Here is a 16399-nt window from a genome sequence, read left to right as displayed (position 1 = left end):
GTGATGCACAAAGCTGGACATGCCCCATCTCCCCAGCGGCGGTGAGCGCGCTGTCCATGCTGCCATCGCAGTCCGCGACGGCGAGAAGAAGTTGCCTCCAATGCAATCGGGCAACCGAGCGGGGGAGGGTGTGGGACCGCACGCTAGAATGGCCGGACCTGAAGGCGGGTCTGTGCAGGCAGAACGAGCGGCCTGGGGGAGGGATGTGAGGGCGGTCACAGCGCGTCCGCTCCGCTTTCGTAGAATGCGTGGACCCGGGCAACGAGGAGGAACTGGTTCCCCTCGTGCCCCGGACGACGAAAGAGGAACGGTCATGATGATCCGTCATCTCGTGTTTCAGGGGGGAGGGGTGAAGGGAATCGCCTATGTGGGCGCCATCGACGTGCTCGAGCAGCGCGGGCTGATGAGCCACGTCAACTACGTCGCTGGCACCTCGGCGGGGTCGATCACCGCAGCCCTGCTGGCGATGGGCGCCACCAGCCAGGATCTGGACCACGTCCTCCGCAACACCTCGTTCTCCTCGTTCATGGATGGCGGAGGGTGGGTCATCGGGGATGCCGTGCGGCTGCTGTCGCACTACGGCATCTACAAGGGGGATGCGTTCGAGAAGTGGCTGCGCCAGCAGATCTCGATGCTGACGGAGCGCGCCACGGGCCAGGCCCAGCCGGACATGACCTTCGGCCAGCTCCGGACGCTCGCCGCGCAGAAGCCCGGGGTGTTCCGTGAGCTCTACACGGTCAGTACCAACCTGTCCCGCCAGATGCCCGAGGTCTTCTCCGCCGAGTCAACGCCCGATGTCCCGGTGAGCCTGGCCGTCCGGATGTCGATGAGCATCCGTTCTTCTTCGAAGCGGTGAACCACGGCGGCAACATCTACGTCGACGGCGGTGTGTCGTGGAACTACCCCATCGACCTGTTCGATGGCGTCGTCGAACGGCCGGTGATCGGTCTGCCTTCACGTCCCATCCTGACGGCCATGGCGAACGCTCTCGACATGCGGACGCTCGGGTTCTCCCTCGGCACCGCCGCTCAAATCCAATCCGAGCGCCACGACTGGACGCCCCTGCCGGTCGAGATCTCCAACATCGAGGGGATGGTGAAGGGGCTCTTCAGCTTCATGCTGAGCGAGTCCACCCGGCTGCACCTCGACAAGAAGGCACTCGAGCGCACCGTCTTCATCGACAACGCCAACATCCCGACGACGGACTTCGACCTGACGCCGCAGCAGATCGATCTGCTCGTCAGCAACGGGCGGGCCGCCACCCTCGCGTTCCTCGACGCGAAGACGGCTCGCGTGGCGACCTCCGCGTAGCGCTCAGCGCTCCAACTCGATGTCGTCGAGCAGGATGGTGTGGCCATTGCCACTCAGGGGCTCGAAGGAGAGGCCGTGCACGGCCGACAGGGTGAGCCCGTCATTGGGCGCGCCCGCGGGCTGCCAGTCCGTCCGCCGGGTGAAGGCGCCCAGGGGCACGCTCACCCACTTCCACCCGACGAAGTCATCCTGGAAGCGGTACTCGAAGCGCTCCGCCGTTCCGGCACTGGCGCCGTTGTCGCGCAGCTCCAGGCGGAAGGAGTCCTGGGTGTTGGTGCCTCGGAACCAGAAGTTCAGATGGCGCGCTCCGCGCCAGTCCCGGGGTGTGTCGAAGGTGCGCGCGACGTTCGGGTGCGATGAGTCCTTGACCCAGTAGCTCATCACGAGCGCCTGTCCCTGATGGCCCTCCTGGTGCCAGGTGCTCATCTGCGCACCCGGGTCCTCCTGCTTCCAGAGCCCGGAGGTCTCGAAGTCCTCCAGCAACTCGGTCGGCGCGGCCGGGCCGTAACGGAGCTCGTCATAGACGGAGGCCAGCGGCGTCCCCGGGTAGGTGAAGCGGCCCATCCAGGACTCGGTCGAGGGACCGACGCCGGGCCAGAAGTTCACGAGGATCCTTCCGGGCTGCGAGGGCAGGGGCCCGCGAGCCCCCGTCTCGGTGTGGACGCGCTTGCCGTCGACGTACCAATGGAGGGCCTCGCGCGTCCATTCGATGCCGTAGGTGTGGAAGTCGTCCGCGGCGTCGAAGGGCAGGTCGATGCCCGTGTCACGCCGCTGCCCGTCGGTGATGTAGCTCGCCTGGAAGCGGCGGGTGTTGAGCCCGACGAACGCGATGTCGATCTCATCCCAGCGCGTCCATTCGAACGGGCCCGTGGTGATGGCGAACGCCGTCAACGTGCCCGAGGCGTGCGCGGGCTTCATCCGCACCTCGTAGCGCCCGTAACCATGGAAGCGGGTGGAGGCGAACTCGCCCGAGGCATAGGGCCGGCCCGAGCACCCACCATTCGACGCGCACGGCTGGTCGTCGAGCCGCAGCTCCAGCTTCCCGCCAGAGAAGCGCACGTGATCCTCGCGCCAGCCCGCGTTGAAATCCTCGCTGCTGGCCCAGTTGTCCGAGCGGCGCCAGCGCGTGGCATCGAACGCATCGAAGGTATCGTCGAAGGCTGGGTAACCGTCGATCCAGGCGATGGAAGGGGAGGCTCCGATGTTGCCGCTGGGATTTCCTCCGCCGTTCGTTCCAGGGTCGTTCCCGCCGGGGTTGTTCCCGCCCGTGTTGCCTCCGCCGTTCGTTCCGGTGTTTCCACTCCCACCGCAGCCGGCCAGGGTCAGGCCAATCGCCAACAGCCCCCACTTCGTGTTGCGAGCCATGTGTCGCGCTTCCTTGGGATGCTTGCGGCGGCGATTGTACCAAGGGGTGAGAAACGAAGAGCGGAGCCGGGATTCTCACTCCGCGTTGTCGCCTGAACCCTCGCCGTGTGACGGGGACGTCACCCGATCCACTGGAGGCGTTGCCTCCCATGCAGTCGGGCAACCAGGCGCGGGGGCGTGTGGGACCGCGCGCTAGAATGGGCGGAGCTGAAGGAGGGTCTGTGCAGGCAGAACGGAGTGTGGGTCCTCGGACGCTGATGTCGCGTCTGGACATGGTGCGCGTGGCCGGGCTGGTGGCCGTGGTGCTCGCGGTGGTGGTGGCCGTGACGTGGCAGTTCGTCGAGCCCGCCCCGCCGAAGAAGGTCGTCATCGCCACCGGCTCCGCCAGCGGCATGTACCACGCGGTGGCCCTGCAGTATGCCGAGCACTTCGCGGCCGCGGGCATCGAGCTCGTCGTCCGGGAGACAGCCGGCTCGCTCGAGAACTACTCGCTGCTGAGTGATCCAGACTCCGGTGTCGACGTCGCCATCGTCCAGGGAGGCACCGCGCCCGCCGACAAGGAGCGGCGGCGGGGACTGGTCGCGCTGGCGAGCCTGTATCTGGAGCCGGTGTGGGTGTTCTACCGGGGTGAGCCCGGACTGGGGCGGCTCGACCAATTGACCGGCAAGCGCATCGCGGTCGGAGCGGAGGGCAGTGGCGTGCGGCCGTTGGCCCTGGAGCTGCTGAAGGCGGGCGGAGCACTGGGGGAGAAGTCCGGCACCACGCTCGTCGACATGGGAGGGGACAAGGCCGTGGTGGCGCTGCGCGAGGGCTCGGTCGACGCGGCCCTCTTCGTCGTGGGGCCCACCGCGCACTTCCTCTCGGAGCTGCTGGCCACGCCCGGGGTGCGGCTGATGAGCTTCGAGCAGGCCCAGTCCTATGCCCGCCGTTTCCGCTACCTGTCTCCCGTCACGTTGCACCCCGGCTCGTTGGATCTGGCGCGCAACCTGCCGGAGCGGGACGTGCGGCTGGTGGCGCCCGCGGCGGTGCTGGTGGCGCGCAAGGACGTGCATCCCGCCGTGGTCGCGTTGCTGACCGAGGCCGCGGTCCAGAGTCATCGAGGAGGGGATCTGCTCAGCGAGCCCGGGACGTTCCCCAATGACACGCTCACCGAGCTGCCCGTCAACGAGCAGGCCCGGTACTACCTGACGCACGGCCCGGACTTCTTGCGGCGCGTGCTGCCCTTCTGGCTCGCGGCGCTCATCAACCGGTTCGTCGTCCTGCTCATCCCCCTCTTCATGGTGCTGTTGCCGCTGCTGCGGCTCACCCCGCCGGTGTACCGCTGGAGCATCCGTTCGCGCATCTACCGCTGGTACGCGCGGCTGCGGGTCATCGATGAGCGGCTGCGCGGCGTGCCGGACCCCGAGCAGGTGCGCAAGGATCTACAGCTCCTCGAGCAGCTCGATCATGAGATCGGCGGGGTGAAGGTGCCGCTGAGCTACATGGACGAGTTCTACGATCTGCGCCTGCACGTGGACTACATCCGCAACCGGCTGGAGGAGCGGCTCTCGGCCGCGGGCACTCCGCTGGCCCCGGTGGACCTGAAACACGGCTGACGGCGCGCTGTGGCCATGGCTGGCTGGCCGCCTGGCATTCAGGGATGAGCGGCTTGCCCGCCTCCGCTCCGATGCGGAGCCTCCCGGGTATGGACCCGATCGAGCTCTTGACGCGGCAGCACGAGGAAGCCGAGCTGCTTTTCCAGCAGGTGGCGGTGGCGAAAGGGGAGGAGCGGACCCAGTTGTTCCACCGCCTCGCCTGGCTGCTCACCCTGCATACGCAGTTGGAGGAACGGTACTTCTACCCGGAGGTGAAGCTGGCCGAGACGGAGGATCTGGTCATTCACTCCTTTGATGACCATGCCGAGGCCAAGGCGTTGATCTCGCAGTTGATCCACCTCGACGTCAGCGACATGCAGTTCGAGCCCGCACTGGTCAAACTCCGCACCTCCGTCGAAGCGCACGTGGCCGAGGAGCGCTCCATGCTCTTTCCCCTGGTGCGGAGGCTCCTCTCCGCCGGGCGCATCGAGCGGTTGGGCGAAGACCTGGTGCGGGGAATGAATGAGCTGACCCAGCCAGGCGGTCTTCCGACCCTTTCGTCCGAGATTCAGGAAGGCGCGCACTAGAGCGCCCCCGGGTGGGTCCGATGAGCGGACCCCGCCCACGCGCGCTGTTGGCGTCACCCAGGGCATCCATCAGCGGCCTGGCAGAGGCGGAAGTCCTTTAGGCGCTTGGTACGCCTTCTCCTGGGTTGGTCCGAGGTGCTCCTGGATCCAGCCAGAGAGGAAGATCGCTTCTTCGCCCAGCCGTAGCTCTGGAGCCCTCGTTCCAGTGCACTGCGGCTCCCAGCGCAGACGCAGGATGTCCGAGCGGACCAGCTGTCCGAATACGGTGCGACCATCCTCGAAACGCAAGGCGAGGAGTGCCTCCCAGGGAGGTGGCGTCAAGGCCGCATCCTGCGCGAGTTCGGCCCGGGAAAGGGCCTGCCGGAGTTGTCGCAGCATGGCCGGAGGCATCGTTGCCTGCACCTTGCCACTCGGGCACGAGACCAGCTCGACAGACGCCAGACGGGTGGCTTCCGTTTTGAGGAGCCTTGCTGGGTCAGTGGCTGTCCCGGACTGCTGGGAGGATCGTGCGTCCGGGCTGCTGGGTAGGGCGGTCTCCTGCGAGGGATGTGCCTCTCGAGGAGCCAATTTCTGTCCTCCTGCTGCCGTGTTGCCAGCCCGAGGCCCACCTGATTCTGTGGGCGGAGGGTTGGAGGCGGGCTCCCAACATGCGGATACCGCGAGCAGGATGGCAACGAGCCCAACGCGAATCTGTGCTCCAGGCCTTCCACAGCCCAACTCAGAAGAGGATGTAACCAGTATCATCGGGCACCGTCCCAAGCGCCTTTCGCAGAAAGTCGAACTCACGCTTGTAGGTGAAGTTGTTTACGTACATGTAATTGTGGGTCTTTCCGCCCGCAGGGACCGAGCGTAGATCTGCTCCCATTCCAGGAGGCGCTCCATAGACTTTCAAGCCGCCACCAACAGCGGCGGAAAGCCGGGCCATGTAGGTGCTCCTCATGATGGTCTGTTGGAGGTACTTCTTCGCATCGCCAGCAGGGAGCGTTTCCTTTCCCGAGACCCAGTCAAAAGAGATCTTCTCCGTGTCGCTTTTTGCCAGGGCGATGGCTCGGATGAGATTGCGATAGATGGTCGTCGCCATGCATCCCCAGACCTTGGCAATGGCATCGGATGCGAACGCGGCCTTGAATTCCTTCAGGCGCGGCATGTTGATTGGATCGAAGTCCTTGAGCCGAGGATCCTTGTCGTTCGGATCCCGTTGAGCAGCTCGTGCACCCCCATCGTCGTACAAAGGGGCCTCGTACGTCTCGACGAGAATGGGTCCCCCGGCCCATGCATGCGAGAAGATGTGGAACTCCTTCAGGGCCCCGGGGGCCTTGGACCCAAGTTCAATGATATAATCATAAACGTGTTTGATTGATATTGAATTGTCGAGGTAGCGCTTCTGTACATTCGCCGGGGTCTTGTAGTTTCCGAGGTGGGTCTTGACCGTTCCTTGGAGGACGCGATCCATTTCGAACCAGCCGGACGAGCCTTTCATTGCCCTTGAGCGGTTGCCCGTTTTGAAATCGAAGGTGGTCACGACCGTGGCATCGCCGATCCTCTTCGTGATGTTCGCCTTCGCCCCAGTCCTGTACGTCGTTCCAGTGTAGAGGTCGTCGCGATAGCTCTCACAGTAAGCGATGTTGTTCGCTCCCCCGCTGAAGTCCCAGCCCGCGACGAGGAGCACCTCGGAATGGGATTTGGCCAGCCTGAAGGTGAGATTGAATACATGCTTTGTCGCACCCCCGGAGGTGTCAATACTCTTCTCAATCCGCGGGCAACAGACAGGAGGAGCACCCTCGAACCTGGGAGTCAATCCGGTTGACTCCTTGACCAAGGACAGAGGGAAAACGAACTCTGGGCGGTCCGCGAACGAGAGGCACAACTCGTGTTTCCCTGGGCTCAGGCCACTCAGCGGGATGACAAAGGCGCTTCCACTGCCCTTGCGAAGGCCCATCGCTGTCGCCGACTTCAGCTTGGCGGAACTCAGTGAGAGCGTGCTGCCGCTCTCGTCGATCGCGGAGACTTCGAGTTGGTGACTTGCGCTCATTGTGTCCTCCCCCCTCAAGTCACTCTAGCAATGACGAGTTCAGGGGGCGAGCAGGGCCTGGCGGAAGTCCGGGTCCACCGCGGATCCCAGTGCGCGGAGATGTTCCTCGACCTCGTGCTCCCAGGCTCGCCATCATCCCGGGAGGGGCCACCCACGAGTCACGGCGTAGGTTACACTCGTGTCATGACTCGGGACCTGGTGGTCGCCGCGGCTTCCAACAACGCGGCATGGTGCGACGCGGTGTGCCGTGCCCATGGCCGCCCGGGCGAGTTCGCGGGCGCGCTGTGGCTGAACCGTGCCGAGGTGCCGCCGTTCTACCCCAATGTCGTCACGCTCCTGCCGGATGAAGTGTCCCGGCAGGTGGATGAGATCTCCACACTCGTCCTACCGGGACACTGGGGGGTCAAGGACAGCTTCGCGACGCTCGACCTCGCTTCGCGGGGATTCACGCAGTTGTTCTCCGCGCAGTGGATCCACTACGCCCCGACAGTGCCGGCACCCGCCTGCTCCAGCGGGGGGCGCTGGGCCCGGGTACGTGACGTGGCCGGGTTGACCGCGTGGGAAACAGCCTGGAGTCGCCCGCAGGGAAATACCGGGGCGGCTCCCGTGCTCGCCGTGTTCCGTCCCGGCCTGCTCGAGGATGCGAGCGTCAGGTTCCTCGCCGCGTATCTCGAGGGCTCCATCGTGGCTGGGGCCATCGCGTACCTGGCCGCGGGCGTCGTGAGCCTGTCGAACACGTTCCTCGCGGAGGGCGCGCCCGGGTCGTTGCGCATGGAACTGCTCGGCCAGGTCGTGGCGGCATGTCCAGGTGTGCCGGTCGTGGGCTACGAGCACGGCGACGAGCTGGCCGAGTGGTGCACCCTGGGCTTCGAGCCCATCGGTCCTCTGCGGGTCTGGCTGCGTGACCGCTGAGGAGATGCCAGAGGAGCGGTGACTCCACGCCCCTGGCCCGCGAGTGCTCCGTTACGGAGTGGAGTTGGCGGGAGCGGGTGAGCCAATCATCCGCAGGAGGGCTTCGCGCAACTGGGTGTCCGTGTTCGCGCGGAAGAACATGCCCTCGCCCGCCAACGCCATGCTCTTGAGCATGGGATAGTCGGCGCCGTAGCCGACGACGTACGTGCGCACCGACTGCCTGCCGCTCAGGTCCCCACGCAGATCCATGTGAGACAGGAAGAACGCCACGTCATCCATGAAGTTCTTGTTGCCCACCCCCAGGCCGTGCGGCCAGTTGTACTCGGTGTAGTCACAGTCCGCCCTGGTGGCGAAGACGCCCGGGTACCTCTCGAACAGATGGCAGTAGTTGATGCCTCCCACGTCCGGGTTGTTCTCGGGATCGGACGGGTTGAACACGAGCGGGGTTCCGTCCGGGTGCTGCGCGCCCTCGGCTGTGAGCAGCTCCATCATCCGGGTGATGGGCACCGTGTTGTCCCCCTGCATGGGCGATCCCGCCGTCACGACGATGACCGAGTTGACCTGGGACTCGGTGCAGACGGACCTGCTGGTCTCGAGGTTCTCCAAGGGTTGGCCTGGCAGGTACGCCCCTGTATTCGGCTCATAGGAAGAGCTCTTGATCCACTCGATCGGCATCGCGCCCCAGAAGCGACCCTCCCTGCCCGTATACGGGTCATCGTAGGTACCGCCGTTGCAGCAGCCCGGCCAACCCCATCCGGGATTGAAGGGTTGCCATTGGTGGAACCACTGATCCCACCGCATATCCGCTCGTGAAGAGAAGTAGCCGCCCAGGCCGAACAGGGCCTCTCCGGTGGAGCGCTCGGTGTTGCGGAACTGTGTCTGATTGACGGCGCGCATCAGCCTGGGCCGATCGAGCGCCGTCTCGTTGACGGTGGGAAGGGATTGGTCGCAGGACGGGCGCATCGGCTCGAGGAGCGCTGGCGGGTCGAACCAGTCGTGGCCCATGCCGAAGGTGGCCACGCCCATGCGGACGTGGCTCGCGGTGGCGATGACATCCTTGAGGACCTTGCGCGCCACCACGAATCGGGGCGGACGCACGTTGAGGACGCGGCCGCTGACCACCCACTTGCGATAGGCCTCGGGAGGCAGCGGGTACTGGTCGAGCCGCTGATGCGGACCCTCGGCCCAGATGTCCGTCACGATCGGGCCCCGCCACCAGCCCTGGGTGACCAGGCACTTCTGGCACTCCTTGATCAGGGGTGAATCGTAGTACTCCGTCTTCCAACCCAGTTGGTTCCAGCAGGCCGCGAACGCGTCCGAGAAGCCGTACGTGGCGTTGAAGTAGGATCTGAGCGAGGCGGGTTGCTCCTGCGAATCCTGAGCGAGACGCCAGCCGCGCGAAGCAAGGAAGAGGTTCGGGTCGAAGAACTGAGGCGTCGTCCCGAAGTTCGGATCGCTGTCGTAGGGAATGGACCCATTGAGCCGCGGATCGGGGCTGTTCTTGTTGAACCAGCTCATCGCGTCGACCAGGGCCGGGTCCGAGCAACCCGTGTTGATGGCATGCCCGGCCAGGCCGTTCCCTCCGAGGTCTCCGGGACCGGGATTGATGGGCGTGGGGTAATAACCCGGCGTGAAGGCCTCGGGCAGGTACTGGGGGTACTCCTGCATGGACTCATGGTTGTCCAGCAGGAACATGATGTTGGGCGGCGGGGCCTGCTGCGCGCGGCTCTCCTGGGGCAGCAGAGCCGAAGCTCCGGCCGCCACCAGTCCCACGGTCAATCCGAGTCGTTGGACTGGAGACCACCCCGGGAAGGTGCCCCATCTACTGGAATCTCTGTGCATGTCGTGTGCTCCTGGATGTGTGGACGTGCTTCTCACGGCACGTCCCCTCCATCCCTGACAGGGGAGCACGGGGCAGTGGTCATTTCCCTTCGTTCAGAGCAGTTCCTCACAGCCCAGCTCCTGGAACGCGAGCACCGCCCGCTCCAGGTTGGGCCACCAGATGCTGCTGGGGCTGCCGAGCGACCACCAGAACACCGGAAAGAGCAGGTTGCCAATCACCGACTTGCGGTAATCGAGCCAGCACTCCTCCCAGCTGTAACGCACGCCGCCTTCATTCAGACGCTGGCAGTAGCGCCGCACCAGCTCCTGCTCCATCCGCGCGCGCTGCTCCGGGAAGCAGGGCAGCGAGACGAGGAAGGCCAGATCCTGGGTGCCTGAGTCGAAGCGCCAGTCCGCCCAGTCGGCCAGGAAGAGCCTCCCCGCCTGACCTGGCCGGGGGAGCATGAAGTTCCACGGATGGGCGTCGCCGTGGAGCATGGTCACGCCGCGTCCTTGCTGGATTCGCTCCAGGCACATGCGAGGCCAGACCGCGAGCACCCGCTCGTAGAGCGCGCGGCGTTCGTCGGAGAGGCGATCCGCCAGAGCGTCCACGAACGCACCAAAGGCCCCCAGCGTCTGCTTGAAGAGGAAGCCGTAGGACGGATCCCCATTCCGGGTGGCGAACCGCTCGCGCATCCGAGCGTCCTCCCAGCGCTGGACATGCAGCCCCGCCAGGCAGTCCACCATCTGCTCATAGACGGCCCGGGTAGGTGGCAGGTGCTCGGGGATTGATAGATGCGTCCCGCTCATGTCGTCGAAGAGCAGCCAGGTCTCCTCCTGATCCACCCGGCTGCCCAGGCAGCGAAGCGCGGGGGCGTCTCGCAGCGTGGGCTGCACTTCGGCGTGGAACACCAGCTCCGAGAGACGGTTGCTGCTCTTCAGGAACAGGGCCGTGGGCGCGGTGGAAGGCGCGTCGGCGGTGTACTGGACCTGCAACTGCGCCACCGTGGAGAAATGACGAGATGAGCGGTTCACCTGCACCGCGGCCACGGCTCCCGAAGGCAGGGAGCCCCCGGCCCGAAGAAGTTCCGTGAGCCACTCTGGCTGAATGTCTTCGATCTTCATGCGGAGGCTTATATGCCAGGAAGCTCTCTTCGCACGGAGTGGACTCGGAGGTGGAGCTCGAGCCCACGGGGGCGCTCATCTGCTCGGAGGTGAGGGTCACCGAGGTCACCCGGATGATGAGAAAGAGAGAGCCCCGCGGCACCTGGAGGTGCGCGGGGCTCTCGGGGTTCAGCGATTCGAGCGACGTCTGGCTCAGGTGCCGGTGGGCGGGACGGGGGCCTTGCCGGGCGAGCCCGCGTCCTGCGGCACCAGGCGCAGCTGCTGCCCGTGGCCCGCGACGAAGGACGCGTCCACCTCGCGCTCCAGGTACGTGTAGCCCGTCAGGCCTTCCTCGTACACGCGCAGCAGCTGGCGCGACTCGTCCAGCGACAGCCGGCCGTTGCGCAGCGCCACCTCGGTGGACTTGCGCAGCTTCGCCACCAGGTCGTCCTTGTTGTAGCTCACGTAGTTGAGCACCTCGGTCACCGTGTCGCCCTCCACCACGTGGTCGATCAGGTAACCCCCGTTCGGCGCCAGCGACACCTGCACCGCGTGCGTGTCTCCGAAGAGGTTGTGCAGGTCTCCCAGAATCTCCTGGTACGCGCCCACCAGGAAGATGCCCAGGTAGTAGTCGTCGTTGTTGAGCGGGTGCAGCTCGAGCGCGTCCTTCACCTCGCGCTTGTCGATGAAGTGATCGATCTTCCCGTCCGAGTCACACGTGATGTCCGCCAGCACCGCCTGCCGCGACGGCCGCTCGTTGAGCCGGTGGATGGGCATGATGGGGAAGAGCTGATCGATCGCCCACGAGTCTGGCAGCGACTGGAACACCGAGAAGTTGCAGAAGTAGGTGTCCGACAGCTGCTTCTCCAGCGCCTCGAGCTCCTCGGGAATCTCGCCCGACTCACGCGCGATGCGCATGATCTTGTGGCAGATCGCCCAGAAGATGTTCTCCGCCATCACCCGCTGCTCCAGCGACAGGTGCCCCAGGGAGAAGAGCGTCAGGGTCTCCTCCTTGTAGTCCTGGGCGTCGTGGTAGGCCTCCAGCAGGTTCTTGTTCGTCACGTCCTTGAAGGTGGCCAGCAGGTTGCGCACCACGGAAGGCCACTTCTCGTCCGCCTTCTCCGGCACGCTCACCGGATCGAACTCGCTGGTGCCCAGCACGTCCACCACCAGCACCGCGTGGTGCGCCACCACGGCGCGGCCCGACTCGGACACCAGGTTGGGGTGCGCCACGCCCGCGCTGTCACACGCCTCCATCACGGAGAACACCACGTCGTTGGCGTACTCCTCCGTGGTGTAGTTCATGGACGACGTGAAGTTCGTCTGCGAGCCGTCGTAGTCCACGCCCAGGCCGCCGCCCACGTCCAGGTACTTCAGCGGAGCCCCCAGGCGTGCCACCTCCACGTAGAAGCGGCCCACCTCGCGCAGCGCGTTCTTCACGTTGCGGATGTTGGAGATCTGGCTCCCCAGGTGGAAGTGCAGCAGCTCGAAGCACGGAATCAGTCCCGTCTCCTTCATGAAGCCGATGGCGCTCATCAGCTCCGAGGACGACAGGCCGAACTTGGAGCGGTCTCCGCCCGAGGCCTCCCACTTGCCGGCCCCGCGCGTGGACAGCTTCACCCGCATGCCCAGCCGCGGTTGAATCCCCGTCTTGCGCGCCACCTCGGCGATGAGCGGCAGCTCCGAGGGCTTCTCCACCACGAGGATGACCTTGCGGCCCAGGCGCGAGAAGCGCAGCGCCGTCTCGACGTACTCCTCGTCCTTGTAGCCGTTGCAGATGACGAGCGCGTCCTCCTGGTCCAGCAGCGCCATCACCGCCAGCAGCTCCGGCTTGCTCCCGGCCTCCAGGCCGTAGCCGAACTGCTTGCCGGTCTCGACGATGGTCTCCGCCACGTACCGGTGCTGGTTCACCTTGATGGGGTACACCCCCTGGTACAGGCCCTTGTAGTTGTGCTCGGCGATGGCCTTGCGGAACGCCTGGTTCAGGTGGATCACCCGGTGGCGCAGCACGTCCGTGAAACGGATCAGCAACGGCAGGCCGATGCCCCGGCGCCGCACCTCGTCCACCAGCTCCTTCAGGTCCATGTTCGGAGCCGAGGGACCGTCCGGGTGGACGCACACGTGACCCTTCTCGTTGACGCCGAAGTAGGGCGAGCCCCAGTTGCGGATACCGTACGTCTCTTGGGCGTCGGCGATGGTCCAGCGGTGCGGAGGGGTGTTCGGTGGCATCGGCGTTCCTGCTCTCCCGGGCTAGGGGGTGGACTTGCTGCAACAACGATTGACGCGGGAAGTATCGGGAATCCCCCCGCCATTCAACTCCTGGTTGAGGGGCAGGCAGGCGGACGGACCCCGCCGCTCCCCCCTTCCCTCCACCATGGGTGGGCTGTCCTCCATCGGATTCCTACCCTTCCCCCAAGGAGGTCCGAGAGCCCGTATGGAACCAAGGGGAGGGTACATGGAGTCATCCGCACGCAGGGACTCACCGTTGATGACCCCGAGGGAGATCTACGAGCGGCTCGACAGGTTCGTCATCGGGCAGGACGCGGCCAAGCGGGCCGTGGCCATCGCCGCCCACAACCATCTCAAGCGCGTCCAGGCGCGCCGGATGCGACGAACCTCGCTGCTCAAGAAGTCCAACATCCTGCTCATCGGGCCCACGGGAAGCGGGAAGACGCACATCGCCCGCAACCTGGCGGAGATCCTCTCCGTCCCGTTCACCACCGTGGACGCCACCGAGTACACGGAGGCCGGTTACTACGGGAAGGACGTGGAGGTGATGGTGGCCGACCTGCTGTTCAAGGCCAACCACTCCGTCGAGGACACCCAGCGGGGCATCATCTTCATCGACGAGGTGGACAAGATCGCCCGGCGCTCCCAGGGGGCGCGCAACGGGGCGGGCAGCCGGGACATCGGCGGCGAGGGAGTTCAGCAAGCGCTCCTCAAGCTGCTCGAGGGCCGCGAGGTCTTCGTCCCCATGAATGTCACGCAGGCGTGGAATCGCGGTGACTTCGTGCCCATCGACACCCGGGACATCCTCTTCATCTGCGCGGGCACCTTCTCGGACCTGCACGAGTACGGCGGCAACGTCGACTCGCGGCCCCTGGGCTTCGGCGCCCAGGAGACCTCGAAGGTGCGCCGGCGCATCACCACCAAGCAGCTGGTGGACTTCGGCATGCTCGCCGAGTTCCTCGGACGTCTGCCGGTGGTGGTGCAGTTGGACCTGCTCGGCGAGCCGGAGCTGCTGCGCGTGCTCACCGAGCCCCCGGACTCCATCGTCCGGGAGTTCCGGGAGTTGCTGGGGCTGGACGGCATCGAGCTGGAGATCACCGAGGGCGCCCTGCGTGAGGTGGTGCGCTTCTCCGTGGACAAGGGCCTGGGGGCTCGCGGCCTGCGCTCCATCCTCGAGCACGTCATGGCGGACGTGATGTTCGAGGCCCCGGAGCACCGCCGCCGCGACATCACCGTGGACGATGGCTTCGTCCGGGCCCGCCTGTCGGGCCTGGAGGCGGGCGCCAGCCTGGGAGTCTGAGGCCAGGGGAGGCTACTCGCGCTCGGAGGCCCGCGCCGCGGCCCCGAGCCGGGCCACGAACTGTGGATCCTGCAGGAGCTGGAGGACGAGGTTGCTGCGCAGCACCGCCTGCGTGTCGCCTCGCTCCATCGCCTCGCGCAGGCGCTTGTCCGACAGGGCCCGCTGGAAGCGCGGGTCCTGTTTGAGCGACTTGAAGGCCGGATCGTCCGACATGCGCCGGGCCTTCTCCGGGTTCGTCGCCACCTGGCTCACCGCGACCAGGTCCTTCACCGCGGCGAACTGCGTCATCTCGAAGACGTTGTAGCGCCGCGCCAGCCCGAAGCTCAGCGAGTCCTTGGGGGACACGCCCAGGCGCTTGCCCGCCACCACCACGTTCCGCTCGGCGAAGACGAGCGCGCTGAGCACGACGTAGGAGATGGCCGCCACCTTCGCTCCGCCGAGCACGAAGCCGATGGCGCCATCCACGCCCCGGTTCTCCGGGTTCCTGGCGCCGAAGAGCCGCTGGAGCAGGGACGTGAGCGCGTAGCGGACCGCCACCAGCACCCCGATGAAGATGAGCAGCGAGCCGACGATGATGCCGAAGAGCAGCGGCACGTCGCCGAGCGCCTCCGCGAGCTTCGGCCCCACGAACGGGCCCAGCTTGCGCGAGACGAACCACGCCACCACGAGCGCCACCATGTTGGCGATCTGCCTGGCGCCCCCCGTGAGGGCGCCCACCACGGCGAAGAAGAGCACCAGCCCCAGGATGATCAGATCAATGGTCATGGGCTCCCCCCGCTCGCCGGGTGTCCGTCAGCGGATCTTGAAGGCATCTCCCTGCTTGCGAGCCTCTTCTTGCAGAACCTTCTGCACCTCGGCCAGCTTCTCCTTGTAGCGGGTGTTGGCTGGCTCATAGGTGAGCGCCATCTTCAGGTTGCGCTCGGCCGAGGCCCAGCGGCCCGCGTCCGCGTCCGCCGCGCCCGTCTGGTAGAACTGGCGCCCCTTGGGGTGCACGCCGATCTGCTCCTCCACCTGACGCTTGGAGGCGGCGCGCGTCTCGGCCTCGGAGGACTCGGTGAAGCGCAGCTTCTGGGCGCGCTCCGGGCCCGAGATGTCCGCCGTGTACTGCCGGCGCTTCGCGTCGTCCCGCAGCACGTAGTAGGCCTCGGTGACGCGCTTGTAGAGCTCGTTGACCCGCTCCTTGAGCTCCTTGTTCTGCAGGTGGAAGTAGCGGTCCGGGTGGTACCCGCGGCTCTCCCGGTAGAAGGCCTTCTTGATGTCCGCGGGGGTGGCCGTCCGCTCCACCATGAGGACCTCGAAGTAGTCCATCTGGTCCAGTCGGGCGCAGCGCTCCGTGAGCGCGGCCATCTGGGAGGCGTCGAGCTCCACGCCCTTGGCGGCGGCCGGAGGGGGAGGAGGCGCGCCGGGGGCTGGAGGCGGGGCGGCGGGCGTCGCACCGGAGGCGCGTGGCGCCGTGGCCACCGCGGGCGCGACGGGGGGAACCACCGGCGCCACCGAGGGCACGAGCGGCGCGATGGCCGGGGCCACGGGGGCGATGGAGGGGATGGGAGGGGGAGGAGGCTGGAGCGCGGCCGCGGGCGGCGGTGGTGGGGCCACCCTGGCCGCGGAGGGAGGACGCACGGGTACGGTGCCCGCGGGCGCCACGGCCGGGAGGGACGTGGTGGGCCGGACGACAGGACGCGTCCCCGAGGCCGGAGCGCCACTCGTGGGAGGCATGGCGCCCGGAGACAGCGTGGGCGGGCGAGGCGTCGTGGCCGCGGCGGGCGCGGGCGGAGCGGGCGGCACCGGGACGGGGCCAGCGGCGGAAGGGCGCGCGGGCGCCACGTTGGGCAGCCCACTGGCGGTGGGGCGCGTCCCCGAGGGAGTCCCGGGCGGGCGTGGGGGCACCCCTGAAGGTGTTGCCTGACGGACGCCGAAGGGCACCGTCTCGGCGGGCGGAGGGGGAGGCGGACGGACTCCCGACGCGGGCGCTCCGGGCGTCGCGGGCGGGGGCGGAGGCGCGGCCGGGCGGACACTGGAGCCGCTGGCGTTCGCCGGAGGCGTGCCGGGCACGGACGGGCGCGCCGGGGGCTGAGCGGCGGTGCCGGGCATCGACGGCCGCGCGGGGGCGGCGGCCGGCGCGGCCCCGGACACGGGCGGGCGGGCCTGGGGCACGGCGGGCGAG

At 66.9% G+C, this 16399-nt stretch carries 13 protein-coding genes; 6 read left to right on the top strand and 7 right to left on the bottom strand.

Annotated features, from left to right (window positions below):
- Window positions 1–313: 313 nt before the first annotated feature.
- Together NR810_RS24855 and NR810_RS24850 are read left to right on the top strand one after the other, a co-directional pair.
- The gene (locus NR810_RS24855; RefSeq protein WP_257455898.1) at window positions 314–856 is read left to right on the top strand and encodes a patatin-like phospholipase family protein; all 543 of its coding nucleotides are present in this window, start codon (window positions 314–316) and stop codon (window positions 854–856) included.
- Window positions 853–1311: a hypothetical protein gene (locus tag NR810_RS24850; RefSeq protein ID WP_257455896.1), complete on the top strand. Its 459-nt coding sequence runs from the start codon at window positions 853–855 to the stop codon at window positions 1309–1311. The genes NR810_RS24855 and NR810_RS24850 overlap by 4 nt, the downstream gene beginning before the upstream one ends.
- A gap of 3 nt (window positions 1312–1314) precedes the next feature.
- Here the strand turns inward: NR810_RS24850 and NR810_RS24845 are convergent, their stop codons facing one another.
- A complete protein-coding gene (locus NR810_RS24845; protein WP_257455895.1) occupies window positions 1315–2676 on the bottom strand; it encodes a family 16 glycosylhydrolase in 1362 nt (453 codons plus the stop codon).
- A 257-nt stretch (window positions 2677–2933) separates the two neighbouring features.
- On the opposite strand from NR810_RS24845, the gene NR810_RS24840 reads away from it, so the two are divergent.
- Together NR810_RS24840 and NR810_RS24835 are read left to right on the top strand one after the other, a co-directional pair.
- Window positions 2934–4271 carry a TAXI family TRAP transporter solute-binding subunit gene (locus NR810_RS24840; RefSeq protein ID WP_257455893.1) on the top strand — a complete coding sequence of 446 codons (1338 nt, stop codon included), beginning with the start codon at window positions 2934–2936 and terminating at the stop codon, window positions 4269–4271.
- A gap of 89 nt (window positions 4272–4360) precedes the next feature.
- The gene (locus tag NR810_RS24835) at window positions 4361–4837 is read left to right on the top strand and encodes a hemerythrin domain-containing protein (RefSeq protein ID WP_257455892.1); all 477 of its coding nucleotides are present in this window, start codon (window positions 4361–4363) and stop codon (window positions 4835–4837) included.
- A 718-nt stretch (window positions 4838–5555) separates the two neighbouring features.
- On the opposite strand, the gene NR810_RS24830 is transcribed toward NR810_RS24835, so the two are convergent.
- Entirely contained in the window at window positions 5556–6869 is a 1314-nt protein-coding gene (locus NR810_RS24830) for a hypothetical protein (RefSeq protein ID WP_257455891.1), read from the bottom strand.
- A gap of 183 nt (window positions 6870–7052) precedes the next feature.
- Between NR810_RS24830 and NR810_RS24825 the strand changes: the two genes are divergently transcribed.
- Complete coding sequence (locus NR810_RS24825; RefSeq protein WP_257455890.1) at window positions 7053–7781, top strand: hypothetical protein; 729 nt, start codon at window positions 7053–7055, stop codon at window positions 7779–7781.
- Window positions 7782–7832: 51 nt separating this feature from the next.
- On the opposite strand, the gene NR810_RS24820 is transcribed toward NR810_RS24825, so the two are convergent.
- The 3 genes from NR810_RS24820 to speA form a co-directional block, all read right to left on the bottom strand.
- Window positions 7833–9623 carry a hypothetical protein gene (locus tag NR810_RS24820; protein ID WP_257455888.1) on the bottom strand — a complete coding sequence of 597 codons (1791 nt, stop codon included), beginning with the start codon at window positions 9621–9623 and terminating at the stop codon, window positions 7833–7835.
- Between the two features lie 93 nt (window positions 9624–9716).
- Window positions 9717–10727, bottom strand: coding sequence for an aminoglycoside phosphotransferase family protein (locus NR810_RS24815; protein WP_257455887.1), 1011 nt, complete (start codon window positions 10725–10727; stop codon window positions 9717–9719).
- A gap of 192 nt (window positions 10728–10919) precedes the next feature.
- On the bottom strand, window positions 10920–12935 hold the full coding sequence (gene speA, locus NR810_RS24810) for a biosynthetic arginine decarboxylase (protein WP_257455886.1): 2016 nt from the start codon (window positions 12933–12935) through the stop codon (window positions 10920–10922).
- A gap of 226 nt (window positions 12936–13161) precedes the next feature.
- Here speA and clpX point away from each other — a divergent pair, with 226 nt between their 5' ends.
- The gene (gene clpX, locus NR810_RS24805; protein ID WP_257455883.1) at window positions 13162–14235 is read left to right on the top strand and encodes an ATP-dependent Clp protease ATP-binding subunit ClpX; all 1074 of its coding nucleotides are present in this window, start codon (window positions 13162–13164) and stop codon (window positions 14233–14235) included.
- A gap of 12 nt (window positions 14236–14247) precedes the next feature.
- Here the strand turns inward: clpX and NR810_RS24800 are convergent, their stop codons facing one another.
- Together NR810_RS24800 and NR810_RS24795 are read right to left on the bottom strand one after the other, a co-directional pair.
- Window positions 14248–15000 carry a CvpA family protein gene (locus NR810_RS24800; RefSeq protein ID WP_257455882.1) on the bottom strand — a complete coding sequence of 251 codons (753 nt, stop codon included), beginning with the start codon at window positions 14998–15000 and terminating at the stop codon, window positions 14248–14250.
- 27 nt (window positions 15001–15027) lie between these two features.
- Window positions 15028–16399 (bottom strand): J domain-containing protein (locus tag NR810_RS24795; protein WP_257455881.1); only part of this gene is annotated, 1372 nt, incomplete at its 5' end.

This window comes from Archangium lipolyticum, from assembly GCF_024623785.1.
Classification (GTDB): Bacteria; Myxococcota; Myxococcia; order Myxococcales; family Myxococcaceae; genus Archangium; species Archangium lipolyticum.
The sequence above is the reverse complement of the archived record's forward strand: the minus strand, read 5'-3'. Positions and strand labels throughout refer to the sequence as shown.

Coding starts and splice junctions, on each gene's coding strand:
- NR810_RS24855 (WP_257455898.1), top strand. CDS start 314: ATGATGATCCGTCATCTCGTGTTTCAGGGGGGAGGGGTGAAGGGAATC.
- NR810_RS24845 (WP_257455895.1), bottom strand. CDS start 2,676: ATGGCTCGCAACACGAAGTGGGGGCTGTTGGCGATTGGCCTGACCCTG.
- NR810_RS24840 (WP_257455893.1), top strand. CDS start 2,934: ATGTCGCGTCTGGACATGGTGCGCGTGGCCGGGCTGGTGGCCGTGGTG.
- NR810_RS24835 (WP_257455892.1), top strand. CDS start 4,361: ATGGACCCGATCGAGCTCTTGACGCGGCAGCACGAGGAAGCCGAGCTG.
- NR810_RS24830 (WP_257455891.1), bottom strand. CDS start 6,869: ATGAGCGCAAGTCACCAACTCGAAGTCTCCGCGATCGACGAGAGCGGC.
- NR810_RS24825 (WP_257455890.1), top strand. CDS start 7,053: ATGACTCGGGACCTGGTGGTCGCCGCGGCTTCCAACAACGCGGCATGG.
- NR810_RS24820 (WP_257455888.1), bottom strand. CDS start 9,623: ATGCACAGAGATTCCAGTAGATGGGGCACCTTCCCGGGGTGGTCTCCA.
- NR810_RS24815 (WP_257455887.1), bottom strand. CDS start 10,727: ATGAAGATCGAAGACATTCAGCCAGAGTGGCTCACGGAACTTCTTCGG.
- speA (WP_257455886.1), bottom strand. CDS start 12,935: ATGCCACCGAACACCCCTCCGCACCGCTGGACCATCGCCGACGCCCAA.
- clpX (WP_257455883.1), top strand. CDS start 13,162: ATGGAGTCATCCGCACGCAGGGACTCACCGTTGATGACCCCGAGGGAG.
- NR810_RS24800 (WP_257455882.1), bottom strand. CDS start 15,000: ATGACCATTGATCTGATCATCCTGGGGCTGGTGCTCTTCTTCGCCGTG.